We start from the raw sequence: 15,770 nt of genomic DNA on the forward strand, positions 1-15,770 counted from the left end.
CCTGATTTTTCTGCAGCTTGAATAATCGCCTTTTGTTCAATTGAAGTTACACCAGTTGGTGCACAAACTAAAATATTAGGCTTAGACATAAAGCCCTTTACATTTAACTTCTCAATAAAGTAACTGAGCATTGCCTCAGTGATATCAAAATCCGCAATGACACCGTTTTTCAAAGGTCTAATAACTCGAATATTGCCAGGGGTACGACCTACCATTTTATATGCTTCTGTACCAACAGCAACCACTTTATCTGTATCTGTATCTACAGCTACAACAGAAGGTTCGTTTAAAACGATCCCCTTACCTGATACATTGATCAAGACGTTAGCTGTACCTAAATCGATTCCTATATCTCTTGCCAAGATTGTGCCTCCAGTATTTAATCATTAAAAATTGTAACACAAAACGCCCTTTACTTTAAGAAATACTATGAACTTAACCATTCCTAAACAATTTATTGTCAAAAAATTATGAAAATAGCATCCTAATAGCTAAAGATTGATCAATTAAGGCTAACAAAAATTGTCCTACTAAATATCCCAACGCAATTGCTGCAAACAAGATAAAAAGTTGAATTTCAAAAGTATGACCTTTTCTAAAGAATTTTTCTAGACGTAAACCTTGTAGCGATCTAAAAGAAAGAGCGATCATTAATAAATAGGTAATGATACTGACGATTGCATGAATTCCGATTTGTTTCATAAATTTCCTCACAAAAAAAGAGACGCATAACGTCTCTTCTTAATCATTATTTACCATATTTTGAACGAACATTCAAACGGTTGATTGCTCGACGAAGAGCAATATCCGCTTCGAGTACTTCACGTTCATTATGTTTAGCTTTTGCTTCTTGAATATGCTTTTCAGCACGCTCCTTAGCTGATTGAGCACGTTTAACATCAATGTTGCGGGCTCTTTCAGCACTATCGGCAATAATTGTTGCAACGTTGTCAGAAAATTCAATATAGCCACCGTTCACAGCAATGTGATCGGTTCTATTTTGCATGTCTTCACCACGTACAACTCTAACTTCGCCAATAGTCAAAGGTGTAACAAGCGGCAAGTGATCGTATAAGATAGTTCTTTCACCATCAATAGCACGCATTGCTACAGCTTGAGCACGATGAGAATAAATTATTCCATCTGGAGTTACTACAGTTACTGTTAAAAGTTTTTCTGGTTCTGCCATAATGCATCACCCTACTTTGCTTCTAGCATAGCTTTGGCTTCAGGATTCTTTGGCGTTACACCCATCTTTTCTGCCTTTTTAATTACATCTTCGATTGGGCCAACGTTACGGAATGCATCTTCTGGTAAATCATCGAGTTTACCATCAATAATCATCTTGAATCCCTTGATAGTTTCCTTAATTGGAACATATGAACCTGGTAAACCAGTAAATTGTTCTGCAACGAAGAAGTTTTGTGAGAGGAAGAATTGAATCTTTCTTGCACGTTCAACAATCAATTTTTCTTCATCGGATAATTCATCCATACCCAAAACAGAAATAATGTCTTGTAATTCTTGGTAACGTTGCAAAATATGCTGTACTTGAACAGCAACTTGATAGTGTTCTTCACCAACAACTTCTGGATCCAAAGCACTTGAAGTTGATTCAAGTGGGTCAACAGCTGGATAAATACCCTGTTCAACTAACCGACGTTCCAAGTTAGTAGTTGCATCCAAGTGAGCAAAAGTAGTAGCTGGAGCTGGGTCCGTGTAGTCATCGGCTGGAACATAAACTGCTTGAATAGAAGTAATAGAACCCTTCTTGGTTGAAGTAATTCTTTCTTGCAATTGTCCCATTTCAGTAGCCAAAGTTGGCTGGTAACCAACGGCACTTGGCATACGTCCTAGCAAAGCTGAAACCTCAGAACCGGCCTGAGTAAATCTGAAGATATTATCGATAAACAATAATACGTCCAAACCTTCGACATCACGGAAGTATTCAGCAATTGTCAAACCAGTCAATGCAACACGCATTCTGGCACCAGGCGGCTCATTCATTTGACCAAATACCATGGCAGTTTTGGCTAAAACTCCTGATGCCTTCATTTCGAAGTAAAGGTCATTACCTTCACGAGTTCTTTCACCAACACCAGTAAATACTGAAATACCACCGTGTTCTTGGGCAATATTGTGAATTAACTCTTGAATAATAGTAGTCTTACCAACACCGGCACCACCAAACAAACCAACTTTACCACCACGAACATATGGTTCAAGTAAGTCGATAACTTTGATACCAGTTTCAAGAATTGATTCACTAGTACTTAATTCATCATACTTAGGAGCTTCTTTATGAATACCTTCACGTTGTACATCCGCTGGTAATTCAGGACCACCGTCAATTGGATCACCTAAAACGTTAAATACACGTCCTAATGTGTCCTTACCAACAGGAACAGAAATTGGAGCACCAGTGTCTTCAACTTCCATCCCACGTCTTAAACCGTCGGTAGATTCCATTGAGATAGTTCTTAAAACTCCGTCACCAAGTTCAAGAGTAACTTCTAGAACAAGAGTGTCGCCATTATTATTTTTAACGCGCAAAGCGTTGTTAATATCCGGCAAATTTTTGTCGATTGGGAATTCGACATCAACGACTGGTCCAATTACTTGAACAATTTCGCCTTTACTCAAAACATCTACCTCCTTTTCTATCCTTATTGAAGAGCATTGGCACCACCAATAATTTCTGTAATTTCGGTAGTAATTTGTGCCTGTCGAGCTCTATTTAATCTTGTTGTTAAACCAGAAACTACATCTTCTGCATTCTTAGTAGCAGATTGCATTGCAGTCATTGAACTAGCATGTTCAGCAGTTTTAGCGTCTAGTATTGCACCAAAAATCATTGATTTGGCAAATTGTGGCAATACAGTTTTTAAAACTGCGTCAACGCTTGGTTCTACCAGATATTCAGTCGGCATAGATTCGTCATGATTTAGATCAATATCTGAAATTGGAAGCATTTTTTGTACTCGAAAAGCGGAAGTCAATGTATTTACGTGGTGTGTATAACAAACATATAATTCATCATAAACGCCGTTAAGATACATCTTTACAGCGGTTTGAACGATATCTCTAACTTCATCATAAGTTGGGACATCACTTACGCCGCTATATTCATAAACCACATTCAAGTTTTGCTTTTTAAAGAACTGCGCTGCAACACTACCAACAGTTAAAATTTTGACATCTTTATTTTCAGCTTCAGAGTCTTTAAAAATACTCATCATATTTTTAATAACTTGACTGTTGTATGAACCGACAAGTCCACGATCGCCGCTGATTACAAGATACCCTGTTGATTTGATGTGTTCACGAGGTTGAATTAAAGAAGTTAAAGTCCCCAAATCAAAAACATCGTTATAGTCAATACTATCTAAATCGATATCTTCGACATGGTTCCGACTTTTTTTATTAATTTCTTTAAAAATTTGCGAACTCATTAAATGAGAAACAGTAGCTCTGATTTTATCGTTATAGATTGAATATCCTTGATCCAACTTTTCAGTTTTACTTAACTTAGCCCCGGAAACCATTCTCATAGCTTCAGTAATACGGCCAGTCTTTTGAATCGAGGCAATCTTTCTTTTTAATTCAAGGAGAGATTCTGCCAATGAAAAAACCTCCTCTATTTCTTACTGATTGAAAAACCTTCGTTGAAGTTCTTTAAAGCTTCTTTAAGCTTATCTTCGTCAGGTAGATCTCCAGTCTTACGGATTACATCAAGTAAGTCATCATAGTTACTTGCAAAGTAATCATATAATTCTAATTCGTAACGTTGAATATCAGGTACTGGAATTGAATCTAAGAAACCGTGAGTCAATGCGTACAAGATGAGAACTTCATCTTCAACAGATAAAGTCTTATGTAATGGTTGTTTCAACACTTCAACTGTACGACGACCACGACTTAATTTTGCTTGAGTAGCTTGATCAAGGTCACTACCAAATTGCGCGAAACTTTCTAGTTCACGATATGAAGCTAAGTCCATACGTAAAGTACCAGCAACCTTCTTCATTGCTTTAATCTGTGCACTACCACCAACACGAGAAACGGATTCCCCAGCGTTAATAGCAGGACGAGTTCCAGCAAAGAATAAATCAGCTTCCAAGAAAATCTGTCCATCAGTAATAGAAATAACGTTAGTTGGAATATAAGCTGAAATATCACCAGCTTGAGTTTGAATAAATGGTAAGGCAGTCATTGATCCGCCACCGAGTTTGTCACTCAACTTAGCACTTCTTTCAAGTAATCTTGAGTGTAAGTAGAAGACATCACCTGGGTAGGCTTCACGACCAGGCGGACGACGAAGAAGTAATGATATTTCACGATAAGCAACGGCTTGTTTACTTAAATCGTCAAATACGATCAATACGTCTTTACCATTGTACATAAACTCTTCACCCATTGCAGTACCTGCATATGGGGCGATATAAAGCATTGGTGCAGGTTCACTAGGACCAGCTTCTACAACGATAGTGTAGTCCATTGCTCCATAACGTTTTAATGTTTCTACAGAGTTCTTAACTGTAGACTCTTTTTGACCAATTGCAACGTAAATACAAATGACATCTTGTCCTTTTTGGTTGATGATCGTATCCAAAGCAAGAGCGGTCTTACCAGTTTTACGGTCACCAATAATTAATTCACGCTGTCCACGACCAATTGGAACTAAAGCATCGATGGCTTTGATCCCAGTTTGTAAAGGCTGGTTAACAGATTGTCTGTCCATAACGCCAGGAGCTTTACTTTCAATTGGTCTAGTTTTATCAGTCTTGATCTCACCTAAACCATCTACTGGTTGCCCTAATGGGTTAACAACACGTCCAATCATGGCGTCACCAACAGGTACTTCCATGATTCGACCAGTACGTTTGACTTGGTCACCTTCACGGATATCATCGAATTTTCCTAAAATGATGATACCAACATCATTGGCTTCAAGGTTTTGTGCAATACCGTATGAACCGTTAGAAAATTCTAGCAATTCACTTGATAAAACATTGTTTAAACCGTGAGCGCGGGCGATACCGTCACCGACGTAGGTAACAGTACCCACTTCGTCAACGTTGAGCTTGTCATCATACTTTTCAAGTTGTTGCTTGATCAAAGCACTAATTTCTTCTGCTTTAATGCTCAATGGTTTCACCTCTTTTATCTATTTTCAATCAATTGCTCACGAATTTTTTGCAATTTAGTTCTTATCGAACCATCTATTATCTTATCTCCGACTTGGAGAACGACGCCTCCCAAGATACTAGGATCGACTTTATTATCTAAATATAGATTGTTCAAATTGTTCTTTTTAGCGTAAGCTTGAGCAATTCTATCTAATTCCTCTTTTTCAAGAGAAATTGCAGTGATAGCAACACCCTGTGCCACATTCATTGATTTATTGTAGAGAGCATCATATGCTGTCACAATATCAACAAAGTTTCCAAAACGTCCATACTCTAAAAGCAACTTTAAAAAGTTCTGCGTAGGTTGGGACATTTGGTTTGAAAAACTTGCAAGAAATTCTTCTTTTTCATTTTTCTTCAAAACAGGATTACTTAACAACTTGATGAAGTTTGTATTTTCTTTTGCAATATCAAGTAAAACATTCATTTCTTGATGAACTTCATCAACTGCCTTCATATCACTGCTATATTCAAATAAAGCTTTGCTGTATCTGGAAGCAATTTCTTCTCTACTTAAAGCCATTAGTCATTCAGCCCCTTGATGAAACTATCTACTAAGTCTTTTTGATCAGCAGCAGTTAAATTCTTGCTAATCACTTTTTCAGCGATTGCTACAGAAATGTCTGCTACTTGATCACGTGCTTCGTTTAAAGCATCAGCCTTAGCTTGTGCAGCATCTTTGGAAGCTTGTTTTCTAATTGCGGCAGCCTCACTATCAGCTTGACTAACAATTTCATTTTTAGTCTTTTCCGCATTGCTCTTTGCAGTAGAAAGAATTTGTGTAGCTTCTTGTTTAGAATCTTTTAATGCAGCTTGTCTTTGATTTGCAAGAAGTTCAGCTTTCTTACGATCGCTTTCTGCTTGTTCTAGGTCATTAATTACCTTTTGACGGCGCTTTTCCATCATTTCAGTAACAGGACCCCAAGCAAAATGCTTAACAAGGATTAAAAGTAAAGCAAAAATCAAAAGATAGTATAAAGTATCTCCTAATTCAAGCTTTAAGGCGGCAAACATTAATTGCATGTTTTCCCTTCTTTCTAGTAATTACAATTCTTAATGAAATTACAAGAAGAGAATTAAGAATCCAATAACAATAGCCAAGATAGGAACAGCTTCGATCAAACCAACACCGATAAACATAGTTGATCTTAAGTTGTTTGCAGATTCAGGTTGTCTTGCAATACCTTCAATAGTTTTTGAAATAACCTTTCCGTTACCCCAGGATGCTGCTAAAGCAGCTAAACCAGCGGCAATTGCGGCAGCTATATACTTCATAGAAAAAACCTCCGTAAATTTTATTCTTCAGTAACTTTCTTACCGATGTAAACCATAGATAAAGTTACGAATACATATGCCTGGATAGAGCCAATAAAGACAGAGAAGCCTTGCCAGATTAAAGTTAATGGAACCGAAGCGATGATGGTAAACCAACCCGCACTCTTAGCAAAACGGCCACCGATTAAGGTTAACAAAACTTCACCGGCGTAAATATTACCGTAAAGACGTAATGATAATGTCAAGAAGTTAGTAAACTCTTCGATAATATTGATTGGTAGTAAAAAGCCAACCGGTTTTGCATAATTGCCAAAATAACCTTTTGCACCAAAACGCTTAATACCAAAGTTATATGATAAAAGCAAAGTCATCATTGCCATTGTCATAGTAATCAATGGGTTGGCAGTTGGCGATTTGACAAGGATGTGATCGTTAATTGAAAACTCAAAGAACAAACCTAACTGGTTCATGAAAAAGACAAACATGAACAAGGTAAAGGCATATAGCGACAAATGCTTTTGAGCATCTTTGTCTTCAACGTTATCTTTAACGATTCCGTTAGTAAAATCAATTAAATATTCGAGAACGTTTTGTCTCTTATTTGGCTTCAAAGTGACCTTTTTAGCTAAATAATAAACTAAAGCAAAAACTGCAATTGCAACTAAAGTTCCACCAAAACAGTTAGTTATGTTGAAATTTAAGCCGAATAAATTACGAACAACAGATTTCTCACCCACTTCGTGACCTCCCTTCTTGTGCTGAATACCTCAAACACATTAAAAATCATAACACCTTAAATTCCCAAATTCAAAACTATATTTTTAAAAAAATGGGGTTATTTTACTTAGTTCCGAATAATCTATCGCCTGCATCTCCAAGTCCTGGATAGATGTAACCGTTATCCATTAATTTTTCATCTTCTGCTGCAGCATAGATGTCAACATCTGGATTTTCTTCTTGAACTTTTCTTACACCTTCAGGAGCAGCAACTAAAACTGCTAGTCTGATATTTTTAGCTCCACGCTTTTTCAAAGCTTCGATGGCCATATTTGCTGAACCACCAGTTGCAAGCATTGGATCAACGATAATGCATTCTCTTTCTTCAATATCTGGCGGCATCTTGAAGAAATATTCATGTGGCTTTAATGTTTCTTCATCACGATACATTCCAATATGTCCGACTCTGGCAGATGGGATCATTTGTAAAACTCCGTCAACCATTCCTAAGCCCGCACGTAAAATTGGAACAATAACTGGCTTTTTACCAGCCAATTGCTTTTGAGTGGTTTTACCAATTGGAGTTTCGATTTCGACATTCTCCAATGGCAAGTCACGAGTCATTTCGTAAACCATTAAACCAGCAATTTCACCCACAATTTGACGAAATTCATTCGTACTTGTATCTTTACGACGAATAATCGTCAATTTGTGTTGAATCAACGGGTGATTTAAAACAGTAAATTTACCCATAGTAACCTCCTAAAAAAGAATTAATACTTCGATGCTTATTTTAACAAACTATTGGCATTAAGTTCCTAAAAATACAAAAAAAGTAAGCACTAATGCTTACTTTTTTACAAAATGGTGTCCTGCAGCCGATTTATTCAAACGATTCATGTAAGCTGCACTAATATTTCCTTTTGAAAATCCTTGGACATAAATTTCTTTAATGTTTGGTTCATTGTCAAAATATCTTAAAGCGCCAAATAAATTATGTGCAGCTTCGTCAATCGTTTTACCCAAACTAAATTTATTTTTGTTTTCTACTCCAGCTAAAACCTCATCTAAGGCAGCAACTGCGCTAGCATCATCATGTGGAATCGATTGAAAGTCTTCTTCTTTATCCACAATATAAACAGGTGCACTAGGTGCATAGTGGCGGTATTTCATCCCCGGTGCTTTTGGCACTCCCTTAGTTTGCGTAGTGCCTTTATTCATCAAAACTTCTTGGCCTAAGACTTGGGAAATTTCTTGTGGCGTAACTTCGCCTGGACGCAAAACAATCGGCTTATCTACTGAAAGATCGACGATAGTTGATTCTAGACCAATAGCAGTTGGTCCATTATCAATAATTCCTGCAATTTTGCCTTTTAAATCATGATAAACATGCTCAGCTGTTGTTGGCGATGGCTTAGTTGAGGTATTGGCTGAAGGACCAACAATCGGATTGTCTAATTTTGCAATTAATTCATGAGTCAAATCATCTTTAGGACATCTAAATGCAGCAGTTGGAAGTCCTCCTGTGACTGCATCAGGAAGCGTACCCTTTTTGACATTCAAAATAATGGTCAAAGGACCTGGCCAAAAATGTTTAATTAACTTTTTAGCGCGCTCAGGTACTTCACTCACAAAGCGACTCATCATCTCTTCATCGCTAACTGTAACAATCAAGGGATTGTCGCTAGGACGTCCTTTAGCTTGATAGACGCCTTTTACGGCCTTTTCATTAGTGGCTAATGCTCCTAAGCCATAAACTGTTTCTGTTGGAAAGGCAACTAGTTCGCCCTTTTTTAATAATTCAACTGCCTCTGGAATTTGGTCCTTGTTAAAAATCTTTGTTTCCAATTATTTTTCCCACTTTCCATGAACCATTCTTGGTTTTTGCGCCATATCATCCCTAAATTCAATCTCAAAATCTGGCAATTCTTTAGCAAATAACTTAGCTAAGTCTTGCTTTTCATCAAAACCAAACTCTAAGAAAAATTCACCACCAGAATTTAAATGATCACGAACTTGTTTAGCAAACTTGCGATAAAAATCTAAACCATCTTCTCCACCAAATAAGGCTTCTTCTGGCTCATTTTTAAGAACATTTTCGTCCATTAAATCTTTTTCGCTAGTTTTAATATAAGGTGGATTTGAAACGATAATATCAAATTTTTCTAATCCCACTAAAACGTTTGCTTTGCGTGTAGTTACGTCAATATTATGTACTAAAAAATTTTCTTCGCTTTCTAGCAAAGCTGAATCAGTAATATCGCTAGCATAAAACTTAAGATCAGCCATACCTTTTTCTTGCGCTTTTTTGGCTAAAGCAACTGTAATTGCACCAGATCCAGTTCCTAAATCCAAAATCTTATCGCCGTCTTTGACAGAATCTAGCGCCCATTTAACTAACTCTTCCGTTTCAAAGCGCGGAATCAACACGCCACGTTTGACTAAAATCTTGTAGCCATAAAACCAGCTGTAACCCAAGATATATTGTGGAGAAACTCCACGACGCAGCTTTTTCATATCTAAATTAGCTTGCTTTTCTTGCTCTTTATTCAATTCATCATCTTTATGCATTTGATACTGACTTGGAGTATAAGAAAGGCGCTCTGCTAGAACATATTCGATATCTTGACTGCGCAAGTTCGGATTATCTTTCAAAGTTTTATCTTTTATTTCTTGTAAAGTCTTAGGCATTTTCTTCGGCCATCTTCTCTAATTGTTGAGTTTGGTAGTAAAGAACTAAAGCGTTGATAATTTCATCAAGTTCGCCGTTCATTACTCGATCAAGCTTGTTCAAAGTTAAACCAATACGGTGGTCAGTAACTCTGTTTTGTGGGTAGTTATAAGTTCTAATTCTTTCAGAACGATCCCCAGTACCAACCGCATTTTTTCTCTTTTCATCATAAGAATCGCGGTTTTGACTTTCATAGTAATCATAAACACGTGATTTCAAAATTTGCATAGCCTTTTCACGGTTTTGCTGCTGACTACGTTGATCTTGCATAGCAACAACAATTCCAGTAGGAAGGTGCGTCATACGTACAGCAGAAGAGGTCTTGTTAATGTGCTGACCGCCGGCACCAGATGAACGGTAAACATCCACACGGATATCTTTTGGATCAATATCAATATCTACTTGTTCATATTCTGGCATAACAGCAACTGTAGCTGTTGAAGTATGAACACGACCTTGTGATTCAGTAACTGGCACACGCTGAACGCGGTGAGCTCCGTTTTCATATTTTAATTTAGAATAAACCTTATCACCCGTAATCATAATAGCAACGCGCTTATAGCCACCGACTTCAGTTGGTTCTGAATCAATCATTGAAACATTCCAGCCCTGAGTTTCGGCATATTTTTCATACATTCTAAGCAAATCACCGGCAAATAATGAAGCTTCATCCCCACCAGCAGCTCCTCTAATTTCCATAATGATATCTTTATCATCGTTAGGATCTTTAGGAAGCATGAGAATCTTAATTTGATCTTCTAATTCAGTAACTTCTTTTTCTAAATCAGAATTTTCTTCTTTAGCCATTTCAACTAAATCGTTATCTGATTCGTTAGAAATAATTTCTTTATTATCGGCAATTTCTTTTTGATCAGCCTTATATTTACGATATTTTTGTACAACTTCGCGCATATCGGCTTCTTCTTTAGAAATTTCCATGTAGCGCTTGGTATCGTTAATAACTTCAGGATCAGCCATCATTTCTTGCAGTTCTTCATAATGAGCTACTAATCCTTCCAATTGAGCCATTACTTTATCCATAAATAACTTCTTTCCTTTCTTAGATAATTAATTTCTTGTTTTATCTGGAGCAAAATAATGAAAACGACAAACTGGATAGTAACTTTCGTCGCCGCCAATTTGCACTTGCTCACCTTCATAAACTGGCTTGCCATTATTAATTCGTAAATTCATTGTCGCTTTGTGTCCGCAATAATGACAAATAGTTTTCATTTCTTCTATTTTATCAGCATAGATCAATAAATTCTTGCTTCCTTCAAATAAATGATTCTGAAAATCATTTTTCAAACCAAAAGCCATTACTGGAATTTTTAATTCATCTACGATCTTGGCACATTCTAATACATGGTGTTTTTTCAAAAATTGCGCCTCATCAATTAAAACACAAGCAACCTTACCGTCGCCATCAGCAACGTCTTTTTTATTTAAATTAGCAACATAATCAAAAAGATTCATCTCATCGCTAATTGGCGTGGCACTGCGGTGCAAACCGATTCTAGAAGCAACCGTTCCTACACCACTACGATTATCAAGGCCACTTGTCATCAAGGCAATTTTTCTTTTTTGAGCTTCATAATTGTGAGCAACTTTTAAAATTTCAATTGTTTTTCCCGAGCTCATTGCGCCATATCGAAAAAATAATTGTGCCATATTTTGTCCCCTTTTCAATGTTATCTGCCTTATAAGTATAGATGAAAATTTAAATTTGTGCAGTGAAAATATCGTTTTCTCCTTATTCCTATGCTATAGTAAAAACTAGTTTTAAAGTGAGGTACAAAATATGAGTTTTAAAGCAAATGTTGCCAAAGTTGCCGGTAAGTCTTCTTACTGGTTCTTACATAACGTACTTAAAGGTGGTACAAGTTTTCCAGGAAAATTTGCCATGAAAATTGATCCCAATGTCTTATCAACTTTAGCTAAGGGATACGAAACAATTATTGTTACTGGTACCAACGGAAAAACAATGACCACCGCTTTAATTGTCGAAGCTTTAAAGAAAAAATACGGCGATATTTTAACCAATCCATCCGGCTCAAACATGCAGCAAGGTATTGTCACCGCCTTTTTAGCCCACAAAAATAAAAAAGTTAAACGTAAGATTGCTGTTTTGGAAGTTGATGAAGCCAACGTCAAAATGGTAACTGAATTATTGCATCCCAGCGTTTTCGTTTTAACTAATATTTTCCGCGATCAAATGGATCGTTACGGCGAAATCTATACTACTTACGATAAGATCGTTAGCGGAATTAAATTAGCGCCCAATGCAACAATTATTGCTAACGGTGATGCCAGCATCTTTTCTTCAGTAGAATTGCCAAATAACAAAGTCTTTTACGGCTTTAAACTGGCTGACGATAAAGAAGACGTTGATCTTAAAGCTCCTGTTAACACCGACGGCGTTTTATGTCCTAAGTGCGATCATATCTTGCATTTTCACGAAAGAATCTATGCTAACTTGGGAGACTTCTTCTGTCCTAACTGTGGCTACCATCGCCCAGAACTTAAGTATCAAGTAAACAGAATCATTGATCAAACGCCAAATAGTCTTGCCTTTCAAATGGGGCAAAAAGATTACAGCATCAATATTGGTGGTACTTACAACATCTATAATGCTTTAGCTGCTTATTCTGTAGCGCGTGAATTTGGCTTAAGCGAGGATGAAGTTGCTCAAAGTTTTGCTGAAAATAAACGTATTTTTGGTCGGCAAGAAATTATTAAATACAAGGGTAAAGAAATTGATCTAATCTTAGTTAAAAATCCAGTTGGTCTTGATGAAGTGCTCCACATGCTCAACACCGAAAAAGATAATTATTCTTTAGTTACCTTGCTTAATGCTAACCATGCTGATGGAATTGATACGTCTTGGATTTGGGACGCTGATTATGAAGGGCTAGACAAGTCTAAGATTAAAAAAGTTATTGTTGGTGGCCACCGCTGGCACGATATGGGCTTTAGATTGGAAGTTTCAGGCTTTGATCCAGGTCTGATGACAACAGTAACTAATGACAATGAATTAATCGACGAACTTGATAAATTGCCAACTAAGAAGGTTTATATTTTATCCACTTATACTGCAATGCTTGCACTACGTAAGTCGATGGCAGAACACAAGATAATTAAAGCCGGTATGTAAAAAAGCATCTTGATTGATTTTTCTATCAATTGAGATGCTTTTTATGATTTATAAACATTTTCTTGCAGAAAAGTATTAATAATATGTTCGCGCATTGCTAAAAATATGTGATTATGACCACTTGGGTGAATTCGGTTGGTCAACACAATTAACCCCGATTGATTAAGTCGATCTAGGATCATAAAAGTACCAGTAAAGCCCGTATGATAAATTAAAGGGTGCCGGTCAACTGGATCAAACCGTAAGTCCCATCCCCAAGAGCGCGGATGGACATTTTTAGGAGTTTTAACATCAAACAAATCTGCAATTGTTTCTTCATTTAAACCTAAAATATTTGAATTTAATCCTAAATACCCCTTAGCCATTTCAATTAGGGCTGGTAGAGATGCAAACATCCCCGCAGAGCCACAATCTTTACCTAAGATGCGAGCTTTAGGATCATGAACAACTCCTTGCAAAACTTGACCATCTGGCATTAAAGCAGTTGGTACGCATTTATCTGGATCTGGTGAAAAAGTGATCTCATTTAGATGCGTTGGTTTTAAAACTTGATCAATAATTACATCTTGCACCGACTGGTTAAATAATTTTTCTAATACTAAGCCTAGTAAAATAAAATTCGTGTCGGCGTAACGCATTTTTGTCTCAAATTCATCAGTTACTGGCAAATGTTGAATAGCAAGCAATAATTCCTTTGCAGGCAGCTGATCGCGATTTTCGATCCAGCCGCGAATGCCGCTTGTATGCGTGAGCAAGTGAAATAGTCTAATTCGATCATCTTTAAATTCAGGCAAAAACTCTGACAACGGTTCAGAAAAGTTCAACTGCCCTTTTTGTTTTAATTTCAAAAAAACATTGGTCGTACCCAAGACCTTGGTTAAACTGGCTAAATCATACAAGGCAAATGGATTCAGCTGCGTTAAATCTGGCAACAAACTGGCAAAGCCGACTGTAGAAGAAAAGACTTGCTCGTTTTTGATAAAAGCATAGTTTATTCCTGGAACAATCCGATCGCTAATCATCTCTTCTATCAGATGCTGCGTTTTAAAATACTCTATCATAATTAATCTCTCCATTTACATGATACCCTATGAAATCAAAGTAAAAAAGTATGATAGAACTTGACACAAACAAATTAATCAATTATATTTACATATGTTGAATTTGCCCGTTGGTCAAATGGTTAAGACGCCACCCTCTCAAGGTGGAGTTACGAGTTCAATTCTCGTACGGGTGATTTACTGAGATATAGCCAAATTGGTAAGGCACAGGATTCTGGTTCCTGGATGTTTCGGTTCGAGCCCGAATATCTCAATATTCGTGAAAGTCTTTAATGTCAATTGTTTCTAAGCATTGATATTAAAGGCTTTTTGTTTTCAGAAATTATTTCAAATTAATAAAATATTGCACTTTTCGGTGACAAGATTTTTAAACGGTTAGTTTTCATTAAATGATTTCAATTGATTTTATTTCTGATTCTGAAATTTCTAAAACACCAAAACCTTGAATTTCAACATCTAAATACCAATAACTGTCTTCTGAATCACCTGGCGAATCACAACCAATTCCTCTTCCTTGCCATTTTTATTATTAATATCAACAATATTAATTTTTTTACCAACATATTTGCTTAGATTAGACATAACTCGCATCCCCTTTATATTTTTTCGAATAATAATGGGTTATTTTTCTTTGCCAAACGCATTCCTAAACTCATTACATTTACGGCTACCAAGTAATTTTAACCCTATATTTACACTTTCTTAAATTCTAAAACTAGATTTGCATCTTACATTTTTAGTATAATGAAAGCACTTTATCTAGAAAAGGAGTTAATAATGAATATACTTATCGCTTTAATTCCCGCACTTGGTTGGGGAATTTTTCCTTTAATTGCAGGGAAAATAAAAAACAGTAAGCCAAGTAACGAAATATTCGGCTTAGCCATCGGCGCTTTAATTATCGGCATAATTACTGCAATAATTAATCCTTCCTCTGTAAGTCCGAAGATCTTTCTCTTATCTCTTTTATCGGGAATGTTTTGGACAATGGGGCAAGCTGGGCAATTTATCTCAATGAGTAAAGTCGGAATCAGTAAGACCATGCCGCTTTCAACTGGCTTGCAGTTAATCGGAAATACCTTAATCGGCGTTATCATGTTCAACGAATGGTCTGGCCTTCGCCAATATGTAGTCGGAATTATCTCTTTGATCCTAATCATTATTGGTGTAAGTTTAACTGCAATTAGTCGCGGGGATGAATCTAAAATTACTGGTAAAGATTTCTTGCTCTTGCTATTTACTTCAATTGGTTACTGGATCTACTCAACTTTTCCTAAAACCATCACTGCGGATGCTCAATCTTTATTCTTCCCGCAAATGTTTGGAATTTTCATTGGAAGTATCATTTATTTATTAATTACCCGTCAAACCGTCGCTTTTAAACAAAAAGCTACTTATTTGAACATCTTTTCTGGTTTTTCATTTGGTATCGCCGCTTTAGCCTACATTTTCTCTGCTAAAATGAACGGGGTTATCAACGCTTTTGTTTACAGCCAACTTTGTGTAATTATTTCTACCTTGGGTGGAATCTTTATTGTTGGTGAAAGAAAGCCTAAATTTGAATTTATTGCTACTTTAATCGGATTAGTATTAATCATTATTGGGGCTGCAATTCATTAAATATAAAAAAATCAAAAAAAGCG

At 36.6% G+C, this 15,770-nt stretch carries 19 protein-coding genes and 2 tRNA genes; 4 read left to right on the forward strand and 17 right to left on the reverse strand.

Annotation, left to right across the window (positions count from 1 at the left end):
* The 15 genes from BN55_RS09025 to BN55_RS09095 form a co-directional block, all read right to left on the reverse strand.
* Positions 1-362 (reverse strand): rod shape-determining protein (locus BN55_RS09025; RefSeq protein WP_040469575.1); only part of this gene is annotated, 362 nt, incomplete at its 3' end.
* Between the two features lie 106 nt (positions 363-468).
* The gene (locus BN55_RS09030; RefSeq protein ID WP_008471820.1) at positions 469-702 is read right to left on the reverse strand and encodes a DUF1146 family protein; all 234 of its coding nucleotides are present in this window, start codon (positions 700-702) and stop codon (positions 469-471) included.
* Between the two features lie 46 nt (positions 703-748).
* Positions 749-1,189, reverse strand: a complete 441-nt coding sequence (locus tag BN55_RS09035; RefSeq protein WP_008471821.1) for a F0F1 ATP synthase subunit epsilon — start codon at positions 1,187-1,189, stop codon at positions 749-751.
* Positions 1,190-1,200: 11 nt separating this feature from the next.
* Complete coding sequence (gene atpD, locus BN55_RS09040) at positions 1,201-2,643, reverse strand: F0F1 ATP synthase subunit beta (RefSeq protein WP_008471823.1); 1,443 nt, start codon at positions 2,641-2,643, stop codon at positions 1,201-1,203.
* 23 nt (positions 2,644-2,666) lie between these two features.
* On the reverse strand, positions 2,667-3,623 hold the full coding sequence (locus tag BN55_RS09045; protein ID WP_008471824.1) for a F0F1 ATP synthase subunit gamma: 957 nt from the start codon (positions 3,621-3,623) through the stop codon (positions 2,667-2,669).
* Positions 3,624-3,637: 14 nt separating this feature from the next.
* Positions 3,638-5,149 (reverse strand): F0F1 ATP synthase subunit alpha, encoded by a 1,512-nt coding sequence (gene atpA / locus BN55_RS09050; protein ID WP_040469577.1) that lies wholly within the window; start codon positions 5,147-5,149, stop codon positions 3,638-3,640.
* 14 nt (positions 5,150-5,163) lie between these two features.
* A complete protein-coding gene (atpH, locus tag BN55_RS09055) occupies positions 5,164-5,712 on the reverse strand; it encodes an ATP synthase F1 subunit delta (protein ID WP_008471826.1) in 549 nt (182 codons plus the stop codon).
* Complete coding sequence (atpF, locus tag BN55_RS09060) at positions 5,712-6,212, reverse strand: F0F1 ATP synthase subunit B (RefSeq protein ID WP_008471827.1); 501 nt, start codon at positions 6,210-6,212, stop codon at positions 5,712-5,714. Before atpF ends, atpH begins: the two co-directional genes overlap by 1 nt.
* 39 nt (positions 6,213-6,251) lie before the next feature.
* On the reverse strand, positions 6,252-6,464 hold the full coding sequence (atpE, locus tag BN55_RS09065; RefSeq protein WP_008471828.1) for a F0F1 ATP synthase subunit C: 213 nt from the start codon (positions 6,462-6,464) through the stop codon (positions 6,252-6,254).
* Positions 6,465-6,484: 20 nt separating this feature from the next.
* A complete protein-coding gene (gene atpB / locus BN55_RS09070; RefSeq protein ID WP_008471831.1) occupies positions 6,485-7,201 on the reverse strand; it encodes a F0F1 ATP synthase subunit A in 717 nt (238 codons plus the stop codon).
* Positions 7,202-7,304: 103 nt separating this feature from the next.
* Positions 7,305-7,934: a uracil phosphoribosyltransferase gene (upp, locus tag BN55_RS09075; protein ID WP_008471832.1), complete on the reverse strand. Its 630-nt coding sequence runs from the start codon at positions 7,932-7,934 to the stop codon at positions 7,305-7,307.
* 96 nt (positions 7,935-8,030) lie between these two features.
* Complete coding sequence (locus BN55_RS10155) at positions 8,031-9,029, reverse strand: L-threonylcarbamoyladenylate synthase (RefSeq protein WP_008471833.1); 999 nt, start codon at positions 9,027-9,029, stop codon at positions 8,031-8,033.
* On the reverse strand, positions 9,030-9,872 hold the full coding sequence (gene prmC / locus BN55_RS10160; protein ID WP_008471834.1) for a peptide chain release factor N(5)-glutamine methyltransferase: 843 nt from the start codon (positions 9,870-9,872) through the stop codon (positions 9,030-9,032). It lies immediately after the preceding gene.
* Complete coding sequence (gene prfA / locus BN55_RS09090) at positions 9,865-10,953, reverse strand: peptide chain release factor 1 (RefSeq protein ID WP_008471835.1); 1,089 nt, start codon at positions 10,951-10,953, stop codon at positions 9,865-9,867. Before prfA ends, prmC begins: the two co-directional genes overlap by 8 nt.
* 27 nt (positions 10,954-10,980) lie before the next feature.
* Entirely contained in the window at positions 10,981-11,583 is a 603-nt protein-coding gene (locus BN55_RS09095) for a thymidine kinase (RefSeq protein WP_008471836.1), read from the reverse strand.
* Between the two features lie 130 nt (positions 11,584-11,713).
* On the opposite strand from BN55_RS09095, the gene BN55_RS09100 reads away from it, so the two are divergent.
* Entirely contained in the window at positions 11,714-13,066 is a 1,353-nt protein-coding gene (locus tag BN55_RS09100; RefSeq protein ID WP_008471837.1) for a Mur ligase family protein, read from the forward strand.
* 41 nt (positions 13,067-13,107) lie between these two features.
* On the opposite strand, the gene BN55_RS09105 is transcribed toward BN55_RS09100, so the two are convergent.
* A complete protein-coding gene (locus BN55_RS09105; RefSeq protein WP_008471839.1) occupies positions 13,108-14,127 on the reverse strand; it encodes a serine hydrolase domain-containing protein in 1,020 nt (339 codons plus the stop codon).
* 104 nt (positions 14,128-14,231) lie between these two features.
* On the opposite strand from BN55_RS09105, the gene BN55_RS09110 reads away from it, so the two are divergent.
* Both BN55_RS09110 and BN55_RS09115 read left to right on the forward strand, forming a co-directional pair.
* A tRNA-Glu gene (locus tag BN55_RS09110) sits at positions 14,232-14,303 on the forward strand.
* A gap of 5 nt (positions 14,304-14,308) precedes the next feature.
* Positions 14,309-14,381: transfer RNA gene (locus BN55_RS09115), tRNA-Gln, on the forward strand.
* A 202-nt stretch (positions 14,382-14,583) separates the two neighbouring features.
* Here BN55_RS09115 and BN55_RS10330 read toward each other — a convergent pair.
* Complete coding sequence (locus tag BN55_RS10330; RefSeq protein ID WP_008471840.1) at positions 14,584-14,709, reverse strand: hypothetical protein; 126 nt, start codon at positions 14,707-14,709, stop codon at positions 14,584-14,586.
* A 195-nt stretch (positions 14,710-14,904) separates the two neighbouring features.
* On the opposite strand from BN55_RS10330, the gene BN55_RS09120 reads away from it, so the two are divergent.
* Positions 14,905-15,747 carry a GRP family sugar transporter gene (locus tag BN55_RS09120; protein WP_008471841.1) on the forward strand — a complete coding sequence of 281 codons (843 nt, stop codon included), beginning with the start codon at positions 14,905-14,907 and terminating at the stop codon, positions 15,745-15,747.
* The last annotated feature ends 23 nt before the right edge of the window (positions 15,748-15,770 follow it).

Source organism: Lactobacillus hominis DSM 23910 = CRBIP 24.179, assembly GCF_000296835.1.
GTDB classification, from domain to species: domain Bacteria; phylum Bacillota; class Bacilli; order Lactobacillales; family Lactobacillaceae; genus Lactobacillus; species Lactobacillus hominis.

What these genes read in the sequence shown, in the direction of transcription:
- BN55_RS09030 (WP_008471820.1), bottom strand. Translation starts at nt 702, where the DNA reads ATGAAACAAATCGGAATTCATGCAATCGTCAGTATCATTACCTATTTA.
- BN55_RS09035 (WP_008471821.1), bottom strand. Translation starts at nt 1,189, where the DNA reads ATGGCAGAACCAGAAAAACTTTTAACAGTAACTGTAGTAACTCCAGAT.
- atpH (WP_008471826.1), bottom strand. Translation starts at nt 5,712, where the DNA reads ATGGCTTTAAGTAGAGAAGAAATTGCTTCCAGATACAGCAAAGCTTTA.
- atpF (WP_008471827.1), bottom strand. Translation starts at nt 6,212, where the DNA reads ATGCAATTAATGTTTGCCGCCTTAAAGCTTGAATTAGGAGATACTTTA.
- atpE (WP_008471828.1), bottom strand. Translation starts at nt 6,464, where the DNA reads ATGAAGTATATAGCTGCCGCAATTGCCGCTGGTTTAGCTGCTTTAGCA.
- upp (WP_008471832.1), bottom strand. Translation starts at nt 7,934, where the DNA reads ATGGGTAAATTTACTGTTTTAAATCACCCGTTGATTCAACACAAATTG.
- prmC (WP_008471834.1), bottom strand. Translation starts at nt 9,872, where the DNA reads ATGCCTAAGACTTTACAAGAAATAAAAGATAAAACTTTGAAAGATAAT.
- prfA (WP_008471835.1), bottom strand. Translation starts at nt 10,953, where the DNA reads ATGGATAAAGTAATGGCTCAATTGGAAGGATTAGTAGCTCATTATGAA.
- BN55_RS09095 (WP_008471836.1), bottom strand. Translation starts at nt 11,583, where the DNA reads ATGGCACAATTATTTTTTCGATATGGCGCAATGAGCTCGGGAAAAACA.
- BN55_RS09100 (WP_008471837.1), top strand. Translation starts at nt 11,714, where the DNA reads ATGAGTTTTAAAGCAAATGTTGCCAAAGTTGCCGGTAAGTCTTCTTAC.
- BN55_RS09105 (WP_008471839.1), bottom strand. Translation starts at nt 14,127, where the DNA reads ATGATAGAGTATTTTAAAACGCAGCATCTGATAGAAGAGATGATTAGC.
- BN55_RS10330 (WP_008471840.1), bottom strand. Translation starts at nt 14,709, where the DNA reads ATGTCTAATCTAAGCAAATATGTTGGTAAAAAAATTAATATTGTTGAT.
- BN55_RS09120 (WP_008471841.1), top strand. Translation starts at nt 14,905, where the DNA reads ATGAATATACTTATCGCTTTAATTCCCGCACTTGGTTGGGGAATTTTT.